Below are 25,171 nucleotides of genomic sequence, written 5' to 3' on the forward strand. Positions count from 1 at the left end.
TGACCTTCAAGACTGACATCAGACTATTTCAAACGAGCGTTCCAATCAAGTCGTGTGATCGATCTGGCGTGTTCCGCGCTTCAGCGCCCAGCTCTGAACCTGTAGAAGTAACGTGCAGAGATAATGTGCAGAAGTAGCGTACAGAGACAACGTACGGATGGCATCCAGGCCACCTTGAGAGCCCGCGCAGGCGGTACGCCAGTCCCATGACAATACGAGTAGTATGAAATCTACCCAAGCGCTTGCCAGCCTTGCAGGCGGGCAAGCTTGCCCCCATATCGAGTACCATCCCGCACCGGCCCTTTAGCCGGTGATTTCGTTATGGGGTCCTGGTCGTGTGGCAGATGCCTTGACCTTCTGCCTGACAACCATGCACTCGAGAGCGAGCGTTCGCCGCTCACGTGCAGGCGAGAGATCAGACACCTTCTTCAATGTTTCAGGAGCAAGTGCATGCAATGGATTTCACAGTACGGCCTATTTCTGGCCCAGGCGATCACCGTAGTGGTCGCGATCGCGGCCATCGTGCTCATCATTGCACGTGCACGACAGGGGGAAGCGGGGGAGCGCCAGCCCAAGCTGAAGATTCGTCCCTGGCATGAGCGCATCAAGGGCTATCAACGCGAATTGAGCCACGCCGGCCTGGAAGAGGCCGAGTACGCCGCCAAGGAGAAGGCGCGGGCCAAGAAGCACAAGCAGGAAGCCAAGGCGCTTAAGAAATCGCTCAAGGCCAAGGCGAAAGCCAACAAGGGCGACAATGCGGACAAGGACGATGCGCCGGCCAGTACGCGTGGGCGTCGGGTCTTCGTGCTCGACTTCGTCGGCGACATCAAGGCCAGCGGTGTGGAAAGCCTGGCGGAGCAGATCACGGCACTGGAAGGCGTGCTGGGTCAGCAGGATGAGGTCGTGCTGCGACTGGAGTCCGGTGGTGGCCTGGTGCATGCCTATGGCCTGGCCGCGGCACAGCTGGACCGTCTGCGTGCCAGTGGCGCGCGCCTGACGATCACGGTCGACAAGGTCGCGGCCAGTGGCGGCTACATGATGGCCTGTGCGGCGGACCACGTGGTGGCAGCGCCCTTTGCGGTCATCGGCTCGATCGGTGTCGTGGCGCAGGTGCCCAATGTGCACCGTCTGCTCAAGAAGCATGATGTGGATGTCGAGATTCTGACGGCGGGGCGTTACAAGCGCACCTTGACCATGCTCGGCGAGAACAGTGAAGAAGGGCGTGAGAAGTTCCTGTCGGACCTGGCGCGCACCCATGAGCTGTTCAAGCAGCATGTCGGCAGCCGTCGCCCGCAATTGGACGTCGAGGCAGTGTCCCAGGGTGATATCTGGTATGGCAGTGAGGCCATCGATATCGGTCTGATCGACGAGGTCGGTACCAGTCAGGCGTTGCTGGCACGCTATCTGAAGGAAGAGGTCAAGATCTTCGAGGTGAGTCTCGAGAAGCCGCGCCGCGTGATGGACCGTTTCGGCAAGGGCGTGACTTCGAGTCTGGATCGTGTGCTGGATCGCGTGCTGGAGCGCAATGCGGAGTCGCGCTGGCATCAGCAATAAGCGACAGATTGCCGTCGCGGGCGAAGAGAAGAGGCTTGGAAGGCCATTCCGTGGCCTGCCCGATCTTGTTGGAGTCGGCGAGTGATACAGATGTCTAGCGGGTCACGATCAGCGTGACTCAGCGACATTCCCCTCAAAGGGCGTCAGTCACCGGCTGGCGCCCTTTTTCAGTTATAGAGGTCCTGCAGGGCACGAATGACACCTGCGGCATTGGGGCCTTGCAGCGAATAGTAGATGGTCTGCGAAGCGCGGCGCGTCCGCACCATGCCTTCACGACGCAGAATCGCCAGATGCTGCGACAGCGCGGACTGCGACAGTTCCAGGCGCGAGTTGAGCTCGCTCACCGACATTTCGCTGTCGCTGAGCAGGCACAGGATGCGCAGGCGGTTCTCGTTGCCCATCGCCTTGAGCAGGGCAGTGGCTTCTTCGATGACGCGGTCACCGGCCTGGTGCAGGGTGATGGCATCGCTGGACACTGGCATGGGGTTATTCCTTGCAGCTGTAGAAAGTGTTGCGTTCATGCGGTCTCTCCCGGTCGGTCTATCTTGGTGCATCCCGAGGGACGCAATGGGCCATTGGCATGTTGTTATGACCTAACCTTGTTTTAGTGAATGATCAATAACTCCGCGTGCTACGTCCAAGACAATCTTAAACGATAAATCATCGACTTTGTCGTTCTCAGGCTTTGACTTTTTGTCGCATCTGCTGTGAGACCGCGTTCAAGCGTATGTTTTATTGCGCGAATGACGCCTTTCATGCTGTCAGGTCGTCTGCGACCAAGGATTGAGTATAAGACCATCAGACGCTGAAAACGGTGAGCCGAGCACGTTTGAAGGGCGATTTTTGGCCTAAGGTTTCAACGTAACTATCGGTTCAGGTGTCTCTGTACTGCCTGTCCTTCCTCCATCGTCGTCTGTCGCATCGCCGTTGGCGAGCGACATCAATGACGACATGAAAAGAGGTCCGGTCAACGGGCCCCGGAGACAAGGCCTTGCGTCAGGGCAGGCAAGAGATGCCCACAAAGCCATTCGTGGATCACGAGGTACGCCATGCCCGACGCCAATCACTCCTGTGCACGCGAGCGTTATCTAGCTCTGACGGCGAGAGCCAACGAGACGCCAGAAGACTTCTGGGCTGAGCAGGCGCAACGCATCGCCTGGTTTCGCCCGCCGCAGACCATTCTGGCCTGGGATGAGCAACAGCATGCACGCTGGTTCATCGATGGCGAGATGAACATCTGCCATGCCGCGCTGGATCATCATGTCGCCAATGGGCGCGCGGATCAGGTCGCGTTGTACTGGGATTCGCCGGTCACCCAGAGCAAGCGGCAGTACACGTTTCGTGAGCTGCGTGATGAGGTGGCCCTGTTGGCGGGGGCATTGCGCAATCTCGGGGTGGAGAAGGGCGACCGTGTCGTGCTCTACATGCCGATGGTCGCCGAGGCCATGATGGCGATGCTGGCCTGTGCACGTCTCGGGGCGGTGCATTCAGTGGTCTTCGGCGGCTTTTCCCCCAAGGAGCTGGCGGTACGTATCGATGACGCCGCGCCCAAGGTGATCATGGCGGCGTCCTGCGGGGTGGAAGTCGATCGCATCATTCCCTACAAGCCCTGGCTGGATGAAGCCATCGAGCTTGCCGAGCATACCCCGCAAGCCTGTCTGATCCTGCAGCGTGAACAGCAGCGGGCGACACTCGGGCCGCGTGATCATGACTGGCATGAATGTCTGGCCAGCGCCCAGGCCACCGAAGCGGTCAGCATGCTGGGCAGCGAACCTCTCTATGTCCTCTATACCTCCGGCACCACCGGCAAGCCCAAGGGAGTGGTGCGTGATCACGCCGGTTACGCCGTGGCGCTGCATTATTCAATGGAGCTTCTCTATGCGACCCGCCCCGGGGATACCTTCATGGCGGCCTCGGACATCGGCTGGGTCGTCGGGCACTCCTATATCGTCTATGGCCCGCTGCTGATGGGGGCCAGTACCGTCATGTATGAGGGCAAGCCGGTCAAGACCCCGGATGCCGGAGCCTTCTGGCGCTTGATCGAGGAATACCGCATCAACTGCTTCTTCACTGCGCCGACGGCGTTTCGTGCCATGAAGAAGGAAGACCCGGAAGCCAGTCATATGGCCAATTACGACCTTTCCAGCCTGCGCAGTCTGTTCCTGGCCGGAGAGCGACTGGACCCGCCGACCTATCACTGGCTCGCCGATCTCCTGCCGGTGCCGGTCGTCGATCACTGGTGGCAGACCGAAACCGGCTGGCCCATCGCCGGCAACCTGCTGGGCCTCGACATGTTCACCGAAGGCAGCCGCGAGGTGAAGGCGCCGGCCGAGGCGCGTGCCGGTAGCGCCACCTGGCCGTTGCCGGGCTTCAATGTGCAGATTCTCGATGGCATGGGGGATGAGGTGCCCATGGGAGAGCAGGGCAATGTCGTGCTGCGTCAGCCGCTGCCGCCGGGCTGCCTGACCGGACTCTATCAGGACCCCGGACGCTTCCATGCTGCCTATCTTGCCGCCTACCCCGGCTATTACCTGTCCGGTGATGGCGGCTACTTCGATGAGCAGGGCTATCTGTTCGTGATGGGACGCATTGACGATGTCATCAACGTGGCGGGGCATCGCCTGTCGACGGGTGAAATGGAGCAGGTGCTCGGTGCACATGCCGCGATCGCGGAATGTGCGGTGATCGGCATCGAGGATTCGCTCAAGGGCGAGATGCCGTTGGGACTGGTGATTCTCAAGGATGGCTGGCAGGGGGATGAAGCCAGCCTGTGCGCCGAGCTTGCCCAGCGGATACGCCAGGAAATCGGGGCCTTTGCCTCGCTCAAGGAGGTGCTGATCGTCGAGCGTCTACCCAAGACGCGCTCAGGCAAGATACTACGCAAGATGATCCGTCAGATCGCCGCGGGCGAGCAATACCAGGTGCCCTCGACGATAGATAACCCCTCAAGCCTGGAAGATGTGCGTGAGGCGCTGAGCGAGGCGGGCGTCGGTCAGGCGAGTGAGGCACGTAGCGCGTGAGTCGAAGAAGTGATATCGCGGACGCATGACGCGGCCCGCGCTGCTCCAATAATGAAAAAGCCCCCGCCATGAGACATGGCGGGGGCTTTTTTTCAGCAAGGCAGCGATTATTGCATCAGGTGCGTGCCACGACCGGATTGGCCATCTCGCGGCGTGCAAGCCAGGCAATGCTGATGACCAGCAGACCCGCCAGGCTCAACCAGCCGAACAGGGTACTGTCGGTCAGGCCCATCACCAGGTAAGCGATCAGCGATATAGCGGCACCCAGCAGGGCGTAGGGCAACTGGGTCATCACGTGATCGATGTGATGGCAGCTGGCCCCCGTCGAGGACAGTATGGTGGTGTCGGAAATCGGCGAGCAGTGATCCCCGAACACGGAGCCGGCCAGCACCGCGCCCATCATCGGCAACATCATGGCGAGCTCGGTGGCGGCCGCCATGTCACCGGCGATGGGCAGCATGATGCCGAAGGTGCCCCAGCTGGTGCCGGTGGCAAAGGCCATCAGGCCGGAGAGCACGAACAGCAGCATCGGCAGCCAGGTTGGAGACACGACGCCCTCGACCAGCGTGGCCAGGTACTGGCCGGTTCCCAGAGAGCCGATGATGCCGGTCAGCAACCAGGCGAAGACGAGGATATAGACGGCCGGCAGCATGGAGCTGGCGCCCTGGGCGATGGCGCTCAGGCTGCGACCAGCGCCCATGCGATGACGCAGCAGCATCACTACCGCGGCCAGCAGGCCGATGGCGCCGCCGATGATCAGCGACTTGGCGACATCCGTCAGCTCGAAGGCGCGAATCAGGCCGAAGGCCTCACCCTCGGCGGCCAGTGCGCTGGCGCCGGTCTGCACGATCATGAAGAAGGTCGCGATGACCAGCACGATGATCGGGATCAGCAGGTCCATGGGGCGGCCACGCTCGGATTCTTCCACGTGAGTGTTGCCCGGCGGATTGCCGCGCTTGGCATCGAAAAGCTCACCGTCGCGCGCCGCGATGGCATGACGGCGCATGGCACCGAAGTTGATGTCGAACCACGCCGAGGCGATCACCAGCACCAGCGCCGCAATCGCGTAGTAGTTGAGGGCGGACAGCTCGAGGAAGGCACCGAACGGACTCACATCCGTGATGTGGTGCGTCGCCAGGATTCCGGCGATCAGGCTGATGATGTAGGCACCCCAGCTCGAGATCGGCGTCAACACGCAGATGGGCGCGGCGGTGGAATCGATCAGATAGGCTAGGCGCGCGCGCGACAGCCCCTGACGATCGGTCAGCGGACGACAGATATTGCCCACTGCCAGACTATTGAAATAATCATCGATGAAGATGAATACCCCCAGCAGCACGGTCATCAGCTGCGAGCCACGGCGGGTAGTGACACGCGCCCGCGCCCAGTTGCCGAAGGCACGGGTGCCGCCTGCCAGCGTGATCACGCCGACCATGGCTCCCAGTGCCAGCAGGAACAGCAGGATATAGACGTTCCAGCTGTTGAGGCTGGCCTCGGCAAGCTGACCGCTGTCCGGCATCTCGATGAAGACGGCCACCAGCTGCTGCCAGAGATAGTGCAGCGTGACGAGCGGCGAGAAATCATTCAGCAGCAGGGCGCCTGACACGATACCCAGCCCGAGGGAGAGCATGACACGACGTGTCAGTATTGCGAGACCGATGGCTATGATCGGGGCGAGCAGCGAAAGCGGGGACGCCGCGTAGCTGGTCAGTTCCATGTATCACCTGTAATCAAAGGCAGGCGCCGGGACAAAGCGCGCTACCGGGTGCCGTTATGGCGGTTATGGTGCGTGGGTGTCAGGGAGTTGCACCGCCTGATCGCAGCGCACACTCGCGGGATCGCCGTTGCGCAACGGCAATCGATGAGTCGCGAGTCTGCGCCCGATAAGTCCTGGGCCGCCACTGGCAGGCGGCGACTTCCGGAAGGGGGCGCATTATGCCCGAGCCAAACAAGACGTGAAACATTACCGTGTTCATCTAAAGTCTAGGTGGCAGTGAAAAACACCGCCGTTGCGCTATTTTTCCCCTAGAATTCGGGCGTAGAAGTCCGCTTTACAGTGGGCTCTTCTTGCTTATCCCCGTGGGATATGAAGAATGGCGCTCACCAAAGCATGTCGAGCAGCCCGATCGTAGTGGTTGCTCGCTGTCAGTCGCAGGAAAGCCATGGGCTTTCCGTTGCCCTGGCAGCGTCGACAAGACCAAAAACCCGCCAAAGCGAGACCGACATGTCGGAAACAACGTCCATCATTCCAGCGCCGATTCTGGCGTTGATCGATGCAGGCAATGGCCTGCTGTGGGGCAGTGTATTGATTTACCTGCTCATTGGAGCGGGTCTCTTCTTCACGGTCATGACCAAGGGTATCCAGTTCCGTTATTTCGGACATATGTGGAAGCTGCTGGCCACGTCTCGTCAGGGCAGCGAAGGCGGCATCTCTTCCTTCCAGGCACTGGCGACCTCTCTGGCGGCGCGCGTCGGTACCGGTAACCTTGCCGGTGTTGCCGTGGCGATTTCCCTGGGGGGCCCGGGCGCCATCTTCTGGATGTGGATGACGGCGCTGGTCGGCATGTCCACCAGCTTCATCGAGTCCACCCTGGCGCAGGCCTACAAGGTCTCCCACGATGACAACACCTTCCGTGGTGGCCCGGCCTATTACATCGAGAAGGGCCTCGGTCAGCGCTGGATGGCGATCCTGTTCTCCGTGTGTCTGATCATCGCCTTCGGTCTGGCCTTCAACTCAGTGCAGTCCAACTCCATCGCACTGGCCATGGAGCAGGCCTTCAGCGTGCCGCCGTGGATCATGGGGGTGGTGCTGGTCGTGGTCATGGTGCCGATCATCTTCGGTGGCATGAAGCGCATCACGCGTACCGCCGAGCTGATCGTGCCGCTCATGGCGCTGCTCTATCTGCTGCTGGCCATCTTCGTCGTGGCCATCAACATCACCGAGCTGCCGGCGGCGCTGGGCACCATCTTCCGCAGTGCCTTCGGTCTTGAGCAGGCCGCAGGTGGCGCGCTGGGTTACACCATTGCCCAAGCGATGATGAACGGCATCAAGCGGGGGCTGTTCTCCAACGAAGCGGGTATGGGTTCCGCCCCGAACGCCGCCGCGATGGCGACCACCAAGCACCCGGCGTCCCAGGGCTTCGTCCAGATGCTGGGCGTGTTCATCGACACCTTGGTCATCTGCACCGCGACCGCGGCCATCATCATCATGAGCGGCACCCTGGGCAACGATGGCGGCAATGACGGCATCCAGATCACCCAGGCAGCGCTGTCCTCACAGGTCGGTAGCTGGGGTGGCGGCTTCGTGGCCATCGCCATTCTGCTGTTCGCCTTCACCTCACTGGTGGCGAACTACTCCTATGGCGAGTCCAACATCGAGTACATCGCCGGCAAGAAGAACGCCAAGGCCGTCATCATGGTCTACCGCTTCGCCGTGCTCGGCATGGTCATGCTCGGTGCTGTCGCCAGCCTGAAGAACATCTGGAACTTCGCTGATCTGTCGATGGGCGCGATGGCCTTGATCAACCTGATCGCCATCCTGCTGCTGTCGCCGTTGGCCTTCCGTATCTTCAAGGATTACGACCGTCAGCATAAGGCCGGCAAGGAGCCGACCTTTGATCCGGAGCAGTTCCCGGAGCTCAAGGGCAAGGTCGATGCCAGCATCTGGAAGAAGTGACTCTGACACTCGCTTTCATTGCATGGATTTCATTGCATCGCTGTCTTTGCAACGTAAGGGGCGCCGGGGGAGACTGACGGCCTGACCATCTGGCCAGATTTTCCCCGCAGGTACCTGTCAATGGCCGCGCATCGTGATACGATGCGCGGCCATTTTGCGTTCTGGCGATGTGCAAGCCTCGCGGCGGTTGTCAGTGAAGCATGTCGGCTGACGCATGCCTGCAGCGCTCAATCGCTGCGACAAGGCGTCAAGGCCGATGTCAGGCCATGGCAGCTGATGTCAGCATCAACGACGCAAACCTCAACACGCTCGTGACAGGGTTCCCTCACCCCTGGACGACGGCTTTGATCCAAAAAGGACCTGCAATGCTACTCCTCTCGTCTGCCCAGACGCAGCGCGCACTCGTCGCCCTGGCCCTGTTTCACATCCTCATCATCACCGCCAGCAATTACCTGGTGCAGTTGCCGATGACCCTGTTCGGCTTCCATACCACCTGGGGCGCCTTCAGTTTCCCGTTCATCTTCCTGGCAACGGATCTGACGGTGCGTCTGTTCGGCAAGCATCAGGCGCGGCGCATCATTGCGCTGGTCATGCTGCCGGCGCTGTTGGTCAGCTACATGGTGTCGGTGATGTTTCAGGCGGGCAGCTTTGCCGGGGTAGAGGCACTGGCTGACTTCAACCTGTTCGTGGCCCGTATCGCGCTGGCAAGCTTCATTGCCTACGTGATCGGTCAGTTGCTCGACATTCAGGTGTTCGATCGTCTGCGTCGCAATGCCCACTGGTGGATCGCGCCGTTGGCGTCGACATTGTTCGGCAATCTCGCTGACACCTTTGCCTTCTTCTCGGTGGCGTTCCGCAATGGGCCCGATGCTTTCATGGCGGCTCACTGGATCGAGATCGCCTGGGTGGATTACGCGATCAAGCTGGCCATCTCGATATTGCTGTTCCTGCCGATGTACGGATTGTTGCTCAATCGCCTCACGAACCAGTTGCTCAAGCGCGGCCTGGTCGATGAGCGAGAGCCTGTCTGACATAAAACTGTCATATCATTTTCTCCCGTTTCGCCGTTGTCAGTCAGGGACATGGCGCCGGATTGTGCTAACGTTGCACAAACTGGAATGACGGGAGGGAGCCATGAAAATCGCTGCGGTGTACAGCATCAAAGGGGGCGTGGGCAAGACTGCTTCTGCCATCAATCTGGCGCATTGTGCCGCCAACAGTGGCCTGCGTGTGTTGCTGTGGGATCTTGATCCGCAGGCCGCTGCGACCTTCTACGTGCGTACCAAGCCCAAGCTCAAGGGCGGGGTCGAGAAGCTGATCAGCGGCAAGCAGGACATGTCCCGCGTGATCCGTTCCACGGATTATCAGAACCTGGATGTCCTGCCGGCGGAATTCTCCTACCGCAATCTCGACCACATACTCGAGGAAGAGAAGCGCACCCGACTGCGCAAGGTCCTCAAGCCGGTACGCGATGACTACGACCTCGTCATCCTCGATTGTCCGCCGAGCATTTCCAGTCTTTCCGAGCAGGTCTTCGCCTCTGCCGATACCCTGCTGGTGCCGATCATTCCCACGGTTCTGTCGCTGCGTACCCTGGAGCAATTGAACGCCTATCTGGCCGAGATCGATCTCGATGTGCCCGTCTGGCCGTTCTTCACTCTGGTGGATCGCCGCAAGACATTGCACAAGGATGTGATGGAATCGCTCAAGCAGGATTATCCGTTGCAGCTCAGTGGCTTTATCCCGTATTCCAGCGTGGTCGAGCGCATGGGAATCGAGCGCAAGCCCATCGGGACTTTCTCGCGCAACAGCTCACCGGCGGTCAGCTATCGCAGCCTGTGGCAGGAAATCGGCCAACGGCTGAGCCTGCTCAAGGAGCCGACGGTGGCGCCAGCCGCTGCCAAGACTGCTGAGGCTGGATCAACCGCCACCGCGCCTCAAGGTGCTGCCACCGGCAAGGCCAGCGCCAAAGGGGAAGCGGCCAGCAAGTCCGCCGCCAAGCCAGCCAGCAAGGAAGCATCAAGCAAACCAGCGGCCAAGCCTGCCGGCAAGGCAGCTTCTAGCAAGAAAGCGCCCAGCACTGACAAGAAGCCGGCGAGCAAGGATTCTGCCAGCAAAGACGCCAGCAAAGACGCCAGCAAAGACAGCAGCAAGGCGACCAGCAAGTCGGCCGCCAAGGGCAAGAAGAAGGGCGGTAACCTGGGCGATTGATGCCGAGTGTCAGCCAGCCAGAAACACAGAGCCCCGCCAATTGGCGGGGCTCTTGCGTATTGCAGCGGCAGTCTTTCATTAAACTCATGTCATGAAAGTCATGTCATGAAAGTCAGGTCATGAAAGTCATGTCATCACAGCCGCGTCACTACAGTCCTGTATGTGAGTTCTTCACTACAGCCCCGGCAGCCCTGAACTGGCATCGGCCTCTTCCAGCAGGCGCTTGAGCGGGGCATGCAAGGCCGGTGAGGCCACCACGATATTCTCGCCATAAAGCTCATCGGGAATGCCGTCCGGGCAGCGATACAGGTGCCCCGTGCGCGCACCGGCTTCACGCGCGATCAGAAGGCCCGCCGCAAAGTCCCAGGGGGAAACGCTTTCGTAATAGGCATCCATACGTCCGCACGCCACATCACAGAGGTCCAGCGCGGCACTGCCGTTGCGGCGTACATCCTGACAGACCAGCAGCATGGCCGAGAGACGCTTGAGCAGCGGCGGACGGCTGTCACGGTTGTAGGGGAAGCCGGTCGCGACCAGCGCGCGGCTCATCTCATCGGTCTCGCTGACCGAGATGCTCTCGCCGTTGAGCCAGGCTCCCTTGCCGCGGATGGCGGTGAAGGTCTCGCCGAGGAAGGGCGCATGTACGACCCCCATCTGGATCTTGCCGCGCTCGCACCAGGCGATGGACACGGCAACATGGCGCAGACCATGGGCAAAATTGACGGTACCGTCGATGGGGTCGATCACCCACAGGCCACCCTTGGTACCAATCACATCCCGCTCGGGTGACAGCTCTTCGGTAAGGCGCGCATCCTCGGGAAATTCGGCTTTGAGCGCTTCCGCCAGGAAGGTATCGATCGCCACGTCGATGTCGGTGACCAGCTCATCGCCTTTCTTGTAATGGTGCGCGAAACCCTGCTCCTCGCGCGCTTGCACCATGCGTTCACCAGCCTGTCTGGCCAGTTCCGTTGCTCGTTCCAGGCGTTGTTCCAGCGTCATGTGGCTCTCCGGCAGCGATGATCAGGTCGGATGAGGCAACCCTCACTCATCCGATGCCTCCTTGTATAACAGACTCATGTGGCGAGTTCAGCCTCGGGCAGTGAGCGCCGGCGCATGAAACAGGTAATGAAAGCGTCGATTCAGCTCATTCATGCCCCGTCATGGTGCCTGGCAGGCAAGGGATGCACTGTCAAAGCGACACCGGTCAGTGTGGATACCAGAGTTATAGCGTTATCTTGCAGGCATGCCGTCTTTTGCCGAGCTGGCTTTCTGTCACTCGGTTGCCAGGTTGCCTTTTGCCCCTCGATGCGCACGCCATGACAGGGCGGGGGCGCCCGTCGAATACATCAGAAATTCAACATTTGTTTCATTTCTGAAATTCTGGCGCACTTGTTGCAGTAGTCTGAGCATGAGGCTCGGCGAGTTGGCGAGTCTTCCTGCATTCCATGCCCTGCTGCACGAGGAGCGACCGTGAGCCCGACCTTTGACCAGATTCATCCTCCCCAGCGCCTGCTGATGGGCCCCGGTCCGATCAATGCGGACCCGCGTGTATTGCGAGCGCTTTCCGCTCCCTTGATCGGCCAGTACGACCCGGCGATGACGTATTACATGAACGAGACGATGCAGCTCTATCGCGGCGTCTTCGAGACCACCAATGATGCCACCCTGTTGATCGATGGCACCTCGCGTGCCGGTATCGAGGCGGTGCTGGTCTCGCTGATCCAGCCGGGGGAGCGTGTGCTGGTGCCGATCTTCGGCCGTTTCGGTCATCTGCTGCGCGAGATCGCCGAGCGCTGCGGTGCCGAGGTGCATACGCTGGAATGCGAGTGGGGCCAGGTGTTCCGCCCGGAGCAGATCGAAGCCGCCATTCGCGAGGTCAAGCCCAGTGTGCTGGCGCTGGTGCAGGGCGATACCTCGACCACCATGTGCCAGCCGCTGGAAGACATCGGCGCCATCTGTCGCCGCGAAGGCGTGCTGTTCTACAGCGATGCCACGGCCTCGCTGGCGGGCAATCCGCTCAAGACCGATGAGTGGGGGCTGGACGCCGTCACCGCAGGCTTGCAGAAGTGTCTGGCGGGGCCGTCAGGCAGCTCGCCGTTGACGCTGTCGCCGCGTGCGGTGGAGGTGGTGCATGCCCGGCGGCATGTCGAGGCGGGCATCAGCAGCGGCAGTGATCGTCTGGCGGAGCCGGGCGCGCGAATCCGCTCCAACTATTTCGATCTCTCCATGGTGCTCGACTACTGGGGAGAGCTGCGCCTCAATCACCACACCGAAGCCACCAGCATGCTGTATGGCGCACGTGAGTGTGCGCGCCTGCTGGTCAATGAAGGCATGGACAACGCCATCGCGCGCCATGCGCTGCATGGTCAGGCGATGGTCGAAGGCTTGAAGGGGCTGGGGCTTGCGCTGTTCGGCGATCAGGCCCACCGCATGAACAACGTCAGCGCGGTGATGATTCCCGACGGCCTGGATGGCGATGGTCTGCGCCGCAGCATGCTGGAGGACTTCGGCATCGAGATCGGCACCAGCTTCGGCCCGCTGCACGGCAAGGTCTGGCGTCTCGGCGTGATGGGCTACAACGCGCGTCGCGATACCGTACTGACCACGTTGGCGGCGCTGGAGCAGACTCTGCGCCGGGGTGGCGTCAAGACAGTGGCCGGCGGTGGCGTTGGCGCCGCGCTGGACTTCTATCAGGAGCATCAGAGACAGGCGGCCAATGGCCGTGCCAATCCCAGCGCGGGAGGCCAGTCATGAGTGATGCCGGATCCATACCCCCGGACGTCACCGCGCCGCTGGAAACGGCCGCCGATGTGCTGACCGCCTGCGACACCCTGGCGGCGATCTCGAGCAGCGACAGCGGGATCAACCGCCGCTATCTGACGCCGGAACACGCCGCCGCCAATGCCACCACGGCTGGCTGGCTCAAGGCTGCCGGTCTGCGCAGCTGGCAGGATGGCGCCGGCAATCTCTGGGGCCGCTGGTGTCCACCCGCTCTCATCGCTGCCGCTGACAGCGAAGCCGGCGTGCCGCGACTGGTGATCGGCTCGCATCTGGACAGTGTGCCGGACGCCGGCCGTTATGACGGCATTCTTGGTGTCCTGCTCGGGGTGGCCGCCTTGACACATTTCAGGCAGCGCGCCGATGCCGGCGAGCAGAGCTTGCCCTTCGCGCTGGAAGTGGTCGGTTTCGGTGATGAAGAGGGCGCCCGCTTCGGTGCGACCCTGCTCGGCAGCCATGCCATCGCCGGACGCTGGCAGTCGGACTGGGAGCGGGTAGAGGATGAGGACGGCATCCCGCTTGGCGACGCGCTCGAACGTTTCGGGCTTTCCGGGCAGACGGCTGCCAGGGCCAGCCTGCAGGCGAATCCGCCGCTGGGTTATCTGGAAGTACACATCGAGCAGGGCCCGGTGCTGGAAGCCGAGAATCTGGCGCTGGGCACCGTGACCGGCATCGCCGGCGCGCGACGCTTCGCGGTCAACTTCGTCGGCCAGGCGGGGCATGCCGGCACCACGCCGATGGCGCTGCGTCAGGATGCGCTGTGTGCGGCGGCGGAGTGGACACTGGCGGTGGAATCGCTGGCGTGTGATGTCCAGGCGGGCAAGCGCGCTGACATGGCGGACCACTCGTTGGTCGCGACCGTGGGATGTTGCGAGCTGCGTCCCGGGGCGGTGAATGTCATCCCCGGGGGGGCGGCACTGAGTCTGGATATCCGCGCGCTGGACGATGCGCAGCGGGATCGTGCGCTGGATGAACTCTTGAACGAGGCGCATAGAATCGCGGCGCGACGGGGCCTCACCTTCCACTGCGAGCAGACGCATGCGGCCGATGCCGTGGCCTGTGACGAGGGATTGATGCAGGCCGTCGATGCCGGTATCGCGGCTACCGGTCAGGCGCCATTCCGGCTGCCGAGTGGTGCCGGGCATGACGCCATGGCGGTCAGTCATCTGTGTCCGGTGGGCATGCTGTTCCTGCGCTGTGAGCGCGGTATCAGCCACCACCCGCTGGAAGCGGTGACCGAAGACGATGTCGCCAAGGCCCTGGCGGCACTGATCGCCAGTATCGAGGCCGTGGCCGTCAGGCACGTGTAGGACAGCACGCATGAGACAGAACGCGTAAGACAGCACCCATTGGCGGCCGCAGGGGCGCTGGTCACTAACTAGCCTCGAGCAGCCCCGGCAGGCGCACTGCGGCGATCGCATTTATCTGGGCCAGAGCCTCCTGGTATTCCGCCTCGGTGGATTGCGGCAGGCGGCGCTCCAGTTCCTCGAGAATGCTGCTGGCGCTGTGGCCCTTGACGCAGATGATGAACGGAATGCCATGGCGCGCCTGGTAGTCGGCATTGGCCGTCAGGAAGCGTTCACGGGTGGCGTCATCGAGCTGATCGAGCCCTGCGCCACGCTGCTCGCCCTGCGAGGCGGGCGTCAGGGTCTCCAGCTTGCCGGCAGCCAGCTCAGGATGGGCCAGAATCAATTGGTGGCGCTCGGCATCACTGGCCTGGCGTACCGCATTGGCACACGCCGTCAGCAGGACTTCCATGCTCGCGAACGGGCGCTCTGCCGCGGCGCGTTCCACCACCCAGTCCGAGTGCTCATAGAGACCACTCAAGCGTCGTGCCAGCGCCTCGGGTGGCAGGGCGTTGAGCGTGTCCAGCATCACCAGATAGTGCATCGGGGTCTCGATTGGCATGCGCCTTGCTCCAGAGAGGGGGATAGGTTTGAAAAGCTCACGGAATCATCAGCTTGCAAGGCGCATGCCGTCGCTGGCAACGCGTCTGACCAACGCTGTGTCACACGCTGCATCGCCATGCCAGCGGTTGACGACAAGGCTGTATCGCCACTGACCTGCCTGACGGCGCCGAGCGGCGTCTGTCATGGGGCGATACGGCCTGCACCTTGACCGATCGGTCAGAATGCAGCAATGCACTCATCGGGTGCAATACCACCAACCGCTGACGGCAGGCCAGAGCAGGCCTGGCCAGAAAACAGAACACAGTCTTCATTCGTACAGCTTCCATCTGCCCAGATTCGAGTCGTACCCGCCACATCCACACAAGAACAGGAAATCGCCATGCCCAGACTGACGACGCATGTGCTCAATCAGGCCGAAGGCATCGCTGCCAGCGGTGTGCATATCACCCTGGAGCGCCAGGATGCGCAGGGTCACTTTCACGAGATCGCGCAGGTCACGACCAATGCCGATGGGCGTCTCGATGCGCCGCTGCTTGAGGAAACCGAGGCTTCCGCTGATCTCTCCGGCGTCTATCGTCTGACGTTTCAGGTCGGGGATTACTTTGCCAGCCGCACGGTGGGCAAGGGCATGCTCGGCCGGGTGCCGGTCGAGTTCACCCTCGAGGCCAGTGGCCATTATCACATTCCGCTGCTGGTCACTCCGTGGGCCTACAGTGTCTACCGCGGCAGCTAAGGAGCCGGCATGAGCGCATATCTTCTCGATTGGGCGATGCTGCTGACCCGCTGGCTGCATGTCATGGCGGGGATCGCCTGGATCGGCGCATCGTTCTTCTTCATCTGGCTCGACAACCGGCGAAAGCCTGCTGCTCATGCGGTAGATGGCCGCCCCGGCGGCGAGCTGTGGGCGGTGCATGGTGGCGGTCTCTATCATCTGTTTCGCCATGATGGGGTCAGTGAAACGCTGCCCAGCGAGATCCACTGGTTCAAGTGGGAGGCCTATGTCACCTGGCTTTCCGGGATGGGACTTTTCACGCTGATCTACCTGCTTCAGCCGCACGCCTACCTGATCGACCCGCGCGTGTTCGAGATGAGCGGCACGCTCGCCGTGTGCAGCGCTCTGGGCGTGCTCGTCGGCGGCTGGCTGGGCTACGAGGCGCTGTGTCGCAGCCCCTTCAAGCGCCATGCCGGGGCGCTGTTCGTCGCCGTCGGTGTGTGGCTGACGCTGGCAGCGTGGGTGGCGACCGAACTGTTCTCGGGGCGTGCCGCCTTCCTGCTGATGGGCGCGCTGATGGGCAGCATCATGGCGGGCAACGTCTTCAATGTGATCATCCCGGGTCAGAAGGCTCTGCTGGCTGCTGCCCAGCGTGGGGAAACGCCGGACCCGATCCACGGCCAGCGCGCAAAGCAGCGCTCGGTGCACAACACCTTCATCACGCTGCCTGCGGTGCTGATGATGATCAGCAACCACTACCCGCTGCTGTATGCCAATGACTATCGCCTGGGCGTCATTCTGCTGTTGCTGGTGACGGGCGGTCTGATCCGCATCGCCACGGTGGATCACCACAAGGGCGTCAAGCGCCTGTGGGTACCCGTAGGGGCAGTGTTGGCGCTGATCGGCGTGATCCTGCTCTGCGCGCCGCGCTCACAGACGGCGCCTGCAACTGCCGAGACAAGCGCGCCTTCAGTAACTGTGGCGGCCAGCAGCGCCGCTGACAATGAGGCCCCGGGGGAGAATCAGGCCTTGCGAGACAAGGTCAGTCATATCGTCGAGCAACGCTGCGCCGGCTGTCACAGTGACACGCCGAACTTGATCGGCTTGACGGCTCCGGCAGCCGGCGTGGCCTTCAATGGCTGGGATGACATCCAGCGTCAGGCCATGCGTATCCACCAGCGCACGGTGGTCGACAAGAGCATGCCGCTGGCCAACATGACCCAGATGACCGATGCCGAACGCCAGATGCTGGATGACTGGTGGCAGGCGACACGCGACACGCTGAGGGGCGATGGCTGAGAGAGTCATGAATGCGGGCGTACTGACCAGCGGCGCTCCAGTCGCCGCTGGTCTGAGCCCAGTCGTCAGTACTCGTCAGCACCCACTCGTCAGCAGCAACGCTACAGTTCTGAGTCCGGTGGCCGATAGACGTGATACTTCTCTCATGGATCGATCGGGGTATCGCGTAGTGATGACAATAAAAAAGCGTCTGGCCCGCGCCAGTGTCGGCAGCAAGCTCGCCTTGCTGGTATTGATGTTGATGATGGCGGCCTTCACGGCGCTGGGCCTGGTGTTCTCGACGGCCAGCAAGATGCAGGTAGAAGAGGGCACCGAACGCGCTCTCGCTCAGCAGCAGCAACAGATCACCAACACCATCGAGCTGTTCGACACCACCATGCAGTCCAGCGTGACGCGCATGCTCAATGCCTTCCTGGCGACCATTCCTGACAACTTCACGCTGATCGAGGACCGACGTCTGCCGATCGGCGAGCGTGATGCACCGGCGCTGCTCAATGCCGGCTTCATGCTCAACAATCAATCCGGTTATCTGGCCGACTTCGCCAATCGAACCGGTGCGCCGGTCAGCTTCTTCGTGCGCGATGGTGAGGATTTCGTGCGCATTGCCACCACCCTCAAGACCGAAGATGGCTCAAGCCTGCTCGGGCTGACGCTGAGTGGTGGGGTCAAGGATGCGCTGAATGCCGGCCAGCCCTATACCGGCATGCTCTATCTGGCGGGCCGTCACTACATGACGCGCTATCGTCCGATCACCGACTTCAATGACAACCTCATCGGGGCCTCGTTCATCGGGGTGGATGTCGGCGAGCAGATCGATGAGCTGTATGCCACCATCACCAATATCCAGTTGCATGAGAAGGACTTCAGTCTGGTGGCGAGCACGGCGCCGGGCCAGCAGGGCAAGGTGCTGACGACGGGTCAGTGGCAGGGCCGCTCGCTGATGGACTTCAAGAATGCGCAGGGCGAGCCGGCCTTCGCGCCGCTCTTCGCCGCCGACAGCGGTCAGATCGATTACCGCCTGGCGGGTGAAGACAGTGATCGCATCACCAGCTTCCAGCACTATCCCGCCTGGGACTGGGTGGTGGCGACCACGGTCGACAAGCAGGCCATCACCGCCGATATCATCCATCTGCGCAACCTGGTGCTCGGCCTGTCGTTGCTGTTGGCATTGGCGGTGGCGGGCCTGTTGTACTGGTTGGAGCGTCGCTTGATCAGTCGTCCGCTGGATGCGCTGGTGTCACTGGCTCAGGCATTGGCGCGGGGCGATCTGTCCCAGCGCATCACCAGTCAGCGTCAGGATGAGATCGGCAAGCTGACCGCGGCCATGAACAGCGTCGGCGAGGACCTGAGTCGAGTGGTCGGTCAGGTGCGGGGCACCACGGGCGCCGTCAATCAGGCCGCCGGCGAGATTGCCCAGGGCAACGAGGAGCTTTCGGCACGCACCGAGCAGTCCGCTTCCAGTCTGCAGGAAACCTCGGCCTCGATGGAGGAGATCACCACTACCGTGCAGCACAGTGCCGATTCCGCCCAGCAGGCCAGTCAGCTGGTCAATTCGACCTCCGAGCAGGCGCGCCGCGGCAATGACGACATGCGCAAGGCGCAGGCGAGCATGGAAGACATCAACCGTTCCGCCGAGCGCATCAGCGAGATCATCAGTCTGATCGACGGCATCGCCTTCCAGACCAATATTCTGGCGCTGAACGCCTCGGTGGAAGCGGCGCGGGCCGGTGAGCACGGGCGTGGCTTTGCGGTGGTCGCGCAGGAAGTGCGCACCCTGGCGACGCGCTCAAGTGATGCATCCCGCGAGATTCGCGGCCTGATCGACGAATCGATCTCGCACACGCAGCAGGGCGTGGCGCAGGTGAAGGATGCCAGTCAGGCGATGGCCGAGATTCTCTCCAGTGTCGAGCGTGTCAACGACATGATCGCCGAGATCAGTGCCGGGGCGAGAGAACAGAGTGCCGGCGTCGGCCAGGTGAATACGGCGGTGAGCGAGCTGGATGCGATGACGCAGCAGAACACCACCCTGGTCAATCAGGTCAGTGGCGCGGCGCGCAGCATGAGCGCCCAGGCCCAGGCACTGGAGCAGCTGATGGCAGGCTTCAAGGTGGCAGGCGCTCAAGACATGGCAACATCGTCAATGTCGCGCCAATCCGTGTCGCATCAGTCCATGTCGCACATGAACACTCAGCCGATGGGGGATGGCGAGCAGTCTGCCTTCACGCCGCCGGCAACCGCCTCGCGCGGCTCCCAGCGTCGTGAAGAGGAGGAGTGGGAAGCCTTCTGAGCGCGCTCTGCTCCAAGCTGAACCCTGAGCTAGCCCCTGCGCCAAGAGCTTGATCGAGCGCCATTGAATGTGACAGCTAGCCGTTGATGTTTCTGCCAAGCCCTTGCCGACTGCCGTCGGTAAGGGCTTTGTCCTTTCAGGCCGGGTGTCGCGCCGCGAAGCGTTCCAGCTCCTGAGGCTCGCAGCGCTCGCCGACGAAGACCTCGACATACTCGGCGACGCGGCTGATGCGCTCGCTGACGCTTTCCTGAGTGCGCATCGACAGATAGCCGATCTGGGTCAGGTAGGTGGTGCGTGCCCGCACGTTGGCGAGTTGCTCGGGCTGGCCGTAGCGCATCAGCATGCTGGTCAGCGCTTGAATGCGTGCCTGATCGGCGCGGGCGACGGCAGCGGCGACCTCCGCGTTCTGAGAGGCCCAGTTGCGGATCGCCAGCTCGAAGCGTGAATCGAACAGTGACGCATCCAGCCAGCAGTCGAAGACATTGAGCATGGCTTCCACCACCGTGGCGGCGTATTGCTCGCAGCGACCGATCAGGCCGGCGGTATTGTGTGCATCCCAGCGCGCGAGTAGCGCGGTGAGCAGGGCGTCGCGGTCCCTGAAGCTCCAGTAGAAGCTGGTGCGTGACAGGCCCAGCGTCTTGGCCAGTGTCAGGACGCGCACCGAATCCACGCCGCCCAGCAACAGCTGCTGATAGGCGGCTTCCAGCCAGTCCTCGGCCTTGCCGCGCCCGGCAGCCTGGGCGCCGTCACTTGCCGGGGGGACGCTTGGGGACTCTGGCATGGACGGTCTCCTGAAAGGCGGGGGTTGGTGGGGCTCATGTGAGGTCGATCGCGCGATGACAGCATGAGCATGCTGTTTGCGACAGCGACGAGTCTGGCTGCGTCAGGCGGGCGAGAACGGCGTGTCCGGCGACGCATGGTCTGAAGCCTAGGTTTTGTACGAAAAGTCATTTTTGCTAATGTGACCCATGCACATCCAGCATAGGTGCGGTATGACAGGACGATACGAAATCTCGGATAGCCAATGGCAGTTGATCGAAGACATTGTCTCACCGGCTCAATCGATGGGCAGACCCAGGAAAGACGACAGACAGATGCTGAACGGCATCTTTTGGGCCCTCTGCTCTGGTGCCAAGTGGCGTGACCTCCCCGAACGTTATGGCCCTTGGAGCACTGTCTACGCCAGGTTTCGACAATGGCGTGATGACGGCACCTTTGAGGCAGTCTTGTCGCGTCTTCAACTCCAGCTTCGCGAAGATGGCCTGATGGATCTCGAGTCCTGGATGATCGACTCAACCGCCGTTCGTGCAACACGTGCCTCCGCTGGTGGAGGCAAAAAGGGGGATCTGAAGAACCCTTAGACCATGCGTTGGGCCGGAGTCGTGGGGGCATCACGACCAAAATCCATATGATCTGTGATCGTCTTGGCTGGCCCATCGCTTTCACACTATCGGGAGGTCAAGAGTCGGATACCCGATACTTCATGCCCACCCTGGAAAAAGTTCATCTACCGGGGAGTCTCGGTCGGCCACGAAAACGTTGCCGCTACATCGTGGCAGACAAGGGCTATGACAGTGATGAGCTGCGTCGTTACTGCGACCGCGTTCGTATCAAGCCGATCATCGCCCAACGAAGGATGAAGCGAAAACCCCGTCCAGGCCTTCCTCGGGGTTTCGATAAACCCATGTACCGTCAGCGAAACATCGTGGAGCGCTCTTTCAGTTGGCTGAAAGAGTTCCGTCGTATTGCGACGCGGTACGAGAAGTTGGCCCGTAGCTTTTATGCGATGGTATGCCTAGCTTGCATACGTCGCTGCCTACGAGCCGACTTTTCGTACAGAACCTAGGACTATAGTCAGCGTATGTACACAGGTGTACTCAATAAAGACACCCCTGTTCTCGCTGTCTGCTCATCAGGAGGCCACATGGCTCAGGACCCGCTGCTCACGCCGTTCACGCTCAAGCATCTGACCCTCAAGAATCGCTTGATGATGACCTCCCACGAGCCTGCCTATCCGGAAGATGGCATGCCCAAGGCGCGTTACCGCGCCTATCACGAGGAGCGCGCGCGTGCCGGCATCGCGCTGACCATGACGGCGGGCTCTGCCTCGGTGGCGAAGGACAGCCCGCCGGTGTTCAACAACATCCTGGCGTATCGCGATGAGGTGGTGCCGTGGCTCAGCGAGCTGACCGATGCCTGTCACGAGCATGGCACCGCGGTGATGATCCAGCTCACCCACCTGGGGCGCCGTACGCGTTGGGACAAGGCCGACTGGCTGCCGGCGGTCTCGGCGTCCCATCGTCGTGAGGCGGCGCACCGCGCCTTTCCCAAGCGGGTCGAGGACTGGGATATCGCACGGCTGATCCAGGACTACGCCGACGCCGCCGAGCGCATGCAGGCAGCCGGCCTCGACGGTATCGAGCTGCAGGCCTATGGCCATCTGATGGACCAGTTCTGGTCGCCGCTCACCAATACCCTGGAGGGCCCCTACGGCGGCAGTCTCGAGAATCGACTGCGCTTCACCATGGAAGTGTTGAGCGCCATTCGCGCACGGGTGGGCAGCGAGTTCATCGTCGGCGTTCGCTACACCGGAGATGAGTGTCTGAGTGGGGGGCTTGATGCCAGCGATGGCCTGGAAGTCTCGCGACTGCTGCGCGATAGCGGTCAGGTCGATTTTCTCAATGTGGTGCGCGGCCATATCGATACCGATGCGGGCCTCACCGATGTCATCCCGATCCAGGGCATGGCCAGTGCGCCGCATCTCGACTTTGCCGGACAGATTCGCGAAGCGATGGATTTCCCGACCTTCCACGGCGCCAAGATTCAGGACATCGCCACCGCGCGTCACGCCATCGCCACTGGCAAGGTCGACATGGTCGGCATGACGCGCGCCCACATGGCGGACCCGCACATCGTGCGCAAGCTGATGGCAGGGCAGGAGGAGACCATCCGCCCCTGTGTCGGGGCCAACTATTGTCTGGATCGCATCTATCAGGGCGGCTCCGCTTACTGCATCCATAACGCTGCGACCGGGCGGGAGCTGGAGCAACCGCATGACATCACGCCTGCCGAGGTCACCCGGAAGGTCGTGATCATCGGCGCGGGCCCGGCAGGGCTCGAGGCCGCACGCGTCGCCGGTGAGCGCGGCCATCAGGTGGTGGTGCTGGAAGCGGCGGACCAGCCGGGTGGCCAGATTCGCCTCACCGCCCAGAGCGAGCGGCGACGCGAGATGATCGGCATCATCGATTGGCGCATCAGTCGCTGTGAGGCGCTCGGCGTCGAGATGCGCTACAACGTCTTCGCCGAGGCCGAGGATGTGCTGGCGGAGCAACCCGATGTCGTCATCGTGGCCACCGGTGGCTACCCCGAGGAAGACATGCCGCAGGTCGGCAGTGAGCTGGTCGTCTCCAGCTGGGACATTCTCTCGGGCCATGTCACGCCTGGCCGCAACGTGCTGCTGTTTGATGACGCGGGTGACCACGCTGCGCTACAGGCCGCCGAGATGATCGCCAACTCCGGTGCCAGGCTCGAGATGATGACGCCAGATCGCACCTTCGCGCCGGAAATCATGGCCATGAACCTGGTCCCCTACATGCGCAGCCTGCAACGTCTCGCCGTCACCTTCACGCCGACCTATCGCCTCGGCAGTGTCACGCGCAGTGAGGATGGCCAGCTGATCGCTCATATCGGCAGTGATTATCTGGATGACGCCGTGGCGCAGGGCATGGGCACCGGAGCCTACACAGATCAGCGCCTCGTTGATCAGGTAGTGGTCAACTACGGTGCCCGCCCGATGGAAGATCTCTACTTCGAACTCAAGCCTCACTCACGCAATGGCGGGGCAGTGGACTACGACGCTCTGATCGCAGGCCTCGCCCAACCGGTGGACGGCCCGAGCCCGGAACACACCGAGCGCGCAGCAGAGAGCAGCTTCCAGCTCTATCGCATCGGCGACGCCGTCGCGACCCGCAATACCCATGCGGCGATCCATGACGCGTTGAGGCTGATGAAGGTGGTGTGAGGTTATATCTAAAGATTTAATTCTATGGGCAAGAAGATGATTGTCTATTGTTGATTTTGGAGTTTATTATAGCAGCATAAGCTATGAGGTTTGTGAAGCTAGTGATATACTTGGTGATATATGAATTGGTTTCCGAGTAAGTACGGTTATATTTTTCGGCTATTGTCGTACGCTATAAGCTTTTGGTTTACATGGATAATGTTGTTGAAAGTTCATGCTGTAACTTTAGAATAGTGCTAAGAGGCTGCTATTGTGATTGATTTTCAAGAAATAAGTAAATGGTTGACAGATTTTTCTTCAAATATAAAGATGGACTTGTTTTGGACACTAGTTTCGGGTATTTTTCTGTTTTTGTTAAAGCAGTTTTGTGATTATAGAAACGAAGTTTCTGTAAGGACAAGAAAAATTAGCGCATGCAAGTTATTGATACTTCAAGAAACAAAGTTGAATTTAGACTCATTGACCTGCATGCTTTCAATATTAAATGAAATTGAAGCTCTTGAGAGAGAAGGAGGCGAATCAAAATTCACACTCTCGATTAGAGAAATGGGTAATGAGTATTTAATCGGAGAGTTGGACGATGTGTTGAAAATCAGCCGTCCTATACCTCAGAGTTTTGATAACGTATATCACAAAGTGTTGCTTGATGTGGCTGAATTGAACAAGTCATTCTTCTTTTCTGTCCAAAATGGGTATGAAGGATTATCTAAACTCAAGCATATACACTCGGGGTTGATTAAATGTCTGCAAGCTGAACAAAACAATGAGCCCTTCCCTCACAACATTGCTCGAAGCGGTTTTGTTGAGTACGCCAAGAATGAACTAGGTAGGGCTGAAGTACACTTGATTAAACTAAGAGATTATTGTGAGGCATAATGGTTATTTGTGTTGGTTTTTTAATGTTGTCGTAAATATGACTCGGCCTGCCACAGATATAATAAATATTGCCCCCATCTTTTCAGTAGAGGTACTGTCAGGATGGGTGCCTTCCAGCCAGAGCATGCCGTCTGGCTGTATCGCGCGGATGCGCTTGATGATGCGGCCGAAGTGGGGGTGCTGTGCCACCACGATATCGCCGATGCGATAGCGAGATTTCCAGCGTTTCAGCGTCACGACATAATCTCCCGGCGCAAGGCCGGGAGACATGCTGAGTCCATTGACGCGATAGAATCCGATGGGCATCCGTTCACTCTTGATCAATTCACTCTTCATCAGTTGTTAGGCGCGTCATGTCGTTGCCTCTATCCATTACGATAAACTCGACATGGGCGGCTAACATGACGCCAAAAGAAATGAAACTGCGCTTTACCGCATTGCCTGGGGCTGACTTGTAGATGGCCTTGAGGCCTTGGCCCCCTCAAGATACGAGAGCGGTATTGTCATGAGAAATGGAGGGGCTGCTGACGCAACACCAAGGACTCCGCCACGCTACCTTCGCAGAGGGGTATCAGTCGCCAATTGCAGATACTGAGGGTGATATGGTTCATGCCAGCAGGTCATGCCCCTGCGGGGATTGGAAGGGTGCAGGCGCAGCAATCAAGGAAAGAATGGGGAACGCGGTAAAGCCGCCAGGCAAGAAATTAATGGCAGGAAATTCATGGGGGGCATGCATGGCTGGGAATGCACATTCATGATCTGTGTCAGGCGCAGCATGAAGATTGATGCAGTGTCTTGCGACATAGTGCATCGGTGTTCAGAGTTCG

General features: G+C 60.7%; 19 protein-coding genes. 13 read left to right on the top strand and 6 right to left on the bottom strand.

Translation table 11 applies throughout. The features are described 5' to 3' along the window. The first annotated feature begins 450 nt into the window (after nucleotides 1-450). Nucleotides 451-1,554, top strand: a complete 1,104-nt coding sequence (sohB, locus tag R1T44_RS09645) for a protease SohB (RefSeq protein ID WP_153635683.1) — start codon at nucleotides 451-453, stop codon at nucleotides 1,552-1,554. 167 nt (nucleotides 1,555-1,721) lie between these two features. On the opposite strand, the gene R1T44_RS09650 is transcribed toward sohB, so the two are convergent. Then, the gene (locus R1T44_RS09650) at nucleotides 1,722-2,036 is read right to left on the bottom strand and encodes an ArsR/SmtB family transcription factor (protein WP_054556050.1); all 315 of its coding nucleotides are present in this window, start codon (nucleotides 2,034-2,036) and stop codon (nucleotides 1,722-1,724) included. Between the two features lie 567 nt (nucleotides 2,037-2,603). On the opposite strand from R1T44_RS09650, the gene R1T44_RS09655 reads away from it, so the two are divergent. Next, a complete protein-coding gene (locus R1T44_RS09655) occupies nucleotides 2,604-4,574 on the top strand; it encodes an AMP-binding protein (RefSeq protein ID WP_153635684.1) in 1,971 nt (656 codons plus the stop codon). A gap of 115 nt (nucleotides 4,575-4,689) precedes the next feature. On the opposite strand, the gene R1T44_RS09660 is transcribed toward R1T44_RS09655, so the two are convergent. Further along, nucleotides 4,690-6,291 carry a Na+/H+ antiporter NhaC family protein gene (locus tag R1T44_RS09660; protein ID WP_287021035.1) on the bottom strand — a complete coding sequence of 534 codons (1,602 nt, stop codon included), beginning with the start codon at nucleotides 6,289-6,291 and terminating at the stop codon, nucleotides 4,690-4,692. A gap of 507 nt (nucleotides 6,292-6,798) precedes the next feature. On the opposite strand from R1T44_RS09660, the gene R1T44_RS09665 reads away from it, so the two are divergent. The 3 genes from R1T44_RS09665 (at nucleotide 6,799) to R1T44_RS09675 (ending at nucleotide 10,461) form a co-directional block, all read left to right on the top strand. Next, a complete protein-coding gene (locus R1T44_RS09665; protein ID WP_043332717.1) occupies nucleotides 6,799-8,250 on the top strand; it encodes an alanine/glycine:cation symporter family protein in 1,452 nt (483 codons plus the stop codon). A 365-nt stretch (nucleotides 8,251-8,615) separates the two neighbouring features. Beyond that, on the top strand, nucleotides 8,616-9,281 hold the full coding sequence (locus R1T44_RS09670; protein ID WP_043332715.1) for a 7-cyano-7-deazaguanine/7-aminomethyl-7-deazaguanine transporter: 666 nt from the start codon (nucleotides 8,616-8,618) through the stop codon (nucleotides 9,279-9,281). A gap of 103 nt (nucleotides 9,282-9,384) precedes the next feature. Continuing rightward, on the top strand, nucleotides 9,385-10,461 hold the full coding sequence (locus R1T44_RS09675; protein ID WP_153635686.1) for a ParA family protein: 1,077 nt from the start codon (nucleotides 9,385-9,387) through the stop codon (nucleotides 10,459-10,461). A 174-nt stretch (nucleotides 10,462-10,635) separates the two neighbouring features. On the opposite strand, the gene R1T44_RS09680 is transcribed toward R1T44_RS09675, so the two are convergent. Then, entirely contained in the window at nucleotides 10,636-11,460 is an 825-nt protein-coding gene (locus tag R1T44_RS09680) for an inositol monophosphatase family protein (protein ID WP_153635687.1), read from the bottom strand. Between the two features lie 471 nt (nucleotides 11,461-11,931). Here R1T44_RS09680 and R1T44_RS09685 point away from each other — a divergent pair, with 471 nt between their 5' ends. Then, complete coding sequence (locus R1T44_RS09685) at nucleotides 11,932-13,215, top strand: pyridoxal-phosphate-dependent aminotransferase family protein (protein ID WP_277876254.1); 1,284 nt, start codon at nucleotides 11,932-11,934, stop codon at nucleotides 13,213-13,215. After that, complete coding sequence (locus tag R1T44_RS09690) at nucleotides 13,212-14,549, top strand: allantoate amidohydrolase (RefSeq protein ID WP_153635688.1); 1,338 nt, start codon at nucleotides 13,212-13,214, stop codon at nucleotides 14,547-14,549. The genes R1T44_RS09685 and R1T44_RS09690 overlap by 4 nt, the downstream gene beginning before the upstream one ends. 64 nt (nucleotides 14,550-14,613) lie before the next feature. On the opposite strand, the gene uraD is transcribed toward R1T44_RS09690, so the two are convergent. Continuing rightward, entirely contained in the window at nucleotides 14,614-15,147 is a 534-nt protein-coding gene (gene uraD, locus R1T44_RS09695) for a 2-oxo-4-hydroxy-4-carboxy-5-ureidoimidazoline decarboxylase (RefSeq protein ID WP_153635689.1), read from the bottom strand. A 381-nt stretch (nucleotides 15,148-15,528) separates the two neighbouring features. On the opposite strand from uraD, the gene uraH reads away from it, so the two are divergent. From uraH to R1T44_RS09710, 3 genes are all read left to right on the top strand, one after another. Beyond that, the gene (uraH, locus tag R1T44_RS09700) at nucleotides 15,529-15,882 is read left to right on the top strand and encodes a hydroxyisourate hydrolase (RefSeq protein ID WP_153635690.1); all 354 of its coding nucleotides are present in this window, start codon (nucleotides 15,529-15,531) and stop codon (nucleotides 15,880-15,882) included. A 9-nt stretch (nucleotides 15,883-15,891) separates the two neighbouring features. Beyond that, nucleotides 15,892-17,160: a urate hydroxylase PuuD gene (locus R1T44_RS09705; protein ID WP_153635691.1), complete on the top strand. Its 1,269-nt coding sequence runs from the start codon at nucleotides 15,892-15,894 to the stop codon at nucleotides 17,158-17,160. 145 nt (nucleotides 17,161-17,305) lie between these two features. Beyond that, nucleotides 17,306-19,447 carry a methyl-accepting chemotaxis protein gene (locus tag R1T44_RS09710; protein ID WP_317291922.1) on the top strand — a complete coding sequence of 714 codons (2,142 nt, stop codon included), beginning with the start codon at nucleotides 17,306-17,308 and terminating at the stop codon, nucleotides 19,445-19,447. A gap of 136 nt (nucleotides 19,448-19,583) precedes the next feature. On the opposite strand, the gene R1T44_RS09715 is transcribed toward R1T44_RS09710, so the two are convergent. Then, nucleotides 19,584-20,228 carry a TetR/AcrR family transcriptional regulator gene (locus R1T44_RS09715; protein ID WP_215824357.1) on the bottom strand — a complete coding sequence of 215 codons (645 nt, stop codon included), beginning with the start codon at nucleotides 20,226-20,228 and terminating at the stop codon, nucleotides 19,584-19,586. Between the two features lie 211 nt (nucleotides 20,229-20,439). On the opposite strand from R1T44_RS09715, the gene R1T44_RS09720 reads away from it, so the two are divergent. The 3 genes from R1T44_RS09720 (at nucleotide 20,440) to R1T44_RS09730 (ending at nucleotide 24,344) form a co-directional block, all read left to right on the top strand. Next, nucleotides 20,440-21,293, top strand: a protein-coding gene (locus R1T44_RS09720) for an IS5 family transposase (protein ID WP_317291923.1) whose coding sequence is annotated in 2 segments (ribosomal slippage) — nucleotides 20,440-20,782 and nucleotides 20,782-21,293 — 855 coding nt in all. Because the reading frame shifts where the segments join, the coding sequence is not laid out codon by codon here. Nucleotides 21,294-21,371: 78 nt separating this feature from the next. Then, nucleotides 21,372-23,468 (top strand): NADH:flavin oxidoreductase, encoded by a 2,097-nt coding sequence (locus R1T44_RS09725; RefSeq protein WP_215824358.1) that lies wholly within the window; start codon nucleotides 21,372-21,374, stop codon nucleotides 23,466-23,468. A 252-nt stretch (nucleotides 23,469-23,720) separates the two neighbouring features. Next, nucleotides 23,721-24,344 (top strand): hypothetical protein, encoded by a 624-nt coding sequence (locus R1T44_RS09730; protein WP_215824359.1) that lies wholly within the window; start codon nucleotides 23,721-23,723, stop codon nucleotides 24,342-24,344. A gap of 3 nt (nucleotides 24,345-24,347) precedes the next feature. Here R1T44_RS09730 and R1T44_RS09735 read toward each other — a convergent pair whose 3' ends face one another. Then, on the bottom strand, nucleotides 24,348-24,650 hold the full coding sequence (locus tag R1T44_RS09735; protein WP_215824360.1) for a S26 family signal peptidase: 303 nt from the start codon (nucleotides 24,648-24,650) through the stop codon (nucleotides 24,348-24,350). Between the last annotated feature and the right edge of the window lie 521 nt (nucleotides 24,651-25,171).

It is taken from the genome of Cobetia amphilecti (genome assembly GCF_032923285.1).
GTDB classification, from domain to species: Bacteria; Pseudomonadota; Gammaproteobacteria; order Pseudomonadales; family Halomonadaceae; genus Cobetia; species Cobetia amphilecti.

What these genes read in the sequence shown, in the direction of transcription:
- sohB (WP_153635683.1), top strand. Translation starts at nt 451, where the DNA reads ATGCAATGGATTTCACAGTACGGCCTATTTCTGGCCCAGGCGATCACC.
- R1T44_RS09650 (WP_054556050.1), bottom strand. Translation starts at nt 2,036, where the DNA reads ATGCCAGTGTCCAGCGATGCCATCACCCTGCACCAGGCCGGTGACCGC.
- R1T44_RS09655 (WP_153635684.1), top strand. Translation starts at nt 2,604, where the DNA reads ATGCCCGACGCCAATCACTCCTGTGCACGCGAGCGTTATCTAGCTCTG.
- R1T44_RS09660 (WP_287021035.1), bottom strand. Translation starts at nt 6,291, where the DNA reads ATGGAACTGACCAGCTACGCGGCGTCCCCGCTTTCGCTGCTCGCCCCG.
- R1T44_RS09665 (WP_043332717.1), top strand. Translation starts at nt 6,799, where the DNA reads ATGTCGGAAACAACGTCCATCATTCCAGCGCCGATTCTGGCGTTGATC.
- R1T44_RS09670 (WP_043332715.1), top strand. Translation starts at nt 8,616, where the DNA reads ATGCTACTCCTCTCGTCTGCCCAGACGCAGCGCGCACTCGTCGCCCTG.
- R1T44_RS09675 (WP_153635686.1), top strand. Translation starts at nt 9,385, where the DNA reads ATGAAAATCGCTGCGGTGTACAGCATCAAAGGGGGCGTGGGCAAGACT.
- R1T44_RS09680 (WP_153635687.1), bottom strand. Translation starts at nt 11,460, where the DNA reads ATGACGCTGGAACAACGCCTGGAACGAGCAACGGAACTGGCCAGACAG.
- R1T44_RS09690 (WP_153635688.1), top strand. Translation starts at nt 13,212, where the DNA reads ATGAGTGATGCCGGATCCATACCCCCGGACGTCACCGCGCCGCTGGAA.
- uraD (WP_153635689.1), bottom strand. Translation starts at nt 15,147, where the DNA reads ATGCCAATCGAGACCCCGATGCACTATCTGGTGATGCTGGACACGCTC.
- uraH (WP_153635690.1), top strand. Translation starts at nt 15,529, where the DNA reads ATGCCCAGACTGACGACGCATGTGCTCAATCAGGCCGAAGGCATCGCT.
- R1T44_RS09705 (WP_153635691.1), top strand. Translation starts at nt 15,892, where the DNA reads ATGAGCGCATATCTTCTCGATTGGGCGATGCTGCTGACCCGCTGGCTG.
- R1T44_RS09710 (WP_317291922.1), top strand. Translation starts at nt 17,306, where the DNA reads ATGGATCGATCGGGGTATCGCGTAGTGATGACAATAAAAAAGCGTCTG.
- R1T44_RS09715 (WP_215824357.1), bottom strand. Translation starts at nt 20,228, where the DNA reads ATGCCAGAGTCCCCAAGCGTCCCCCCGGCAAGTGACGGCGCCCAGGCT.
- R1T44_RS09725 (WP_215824358.1), top strand. Translation starts at nt 21,372, where the DNA reads ATGGCTCAGGACCCGCTGCTCACGCCGTTCACGCTCAAGCATCTGACC.
- R1T44_RS09735 (WP_215824360.1), bottom strand. Translation starts at nt 24,650, where the DNA reads ATGCCCATCGGATTCTATCGCGTCAATGGACTCAGCATGTCTCCCGGC.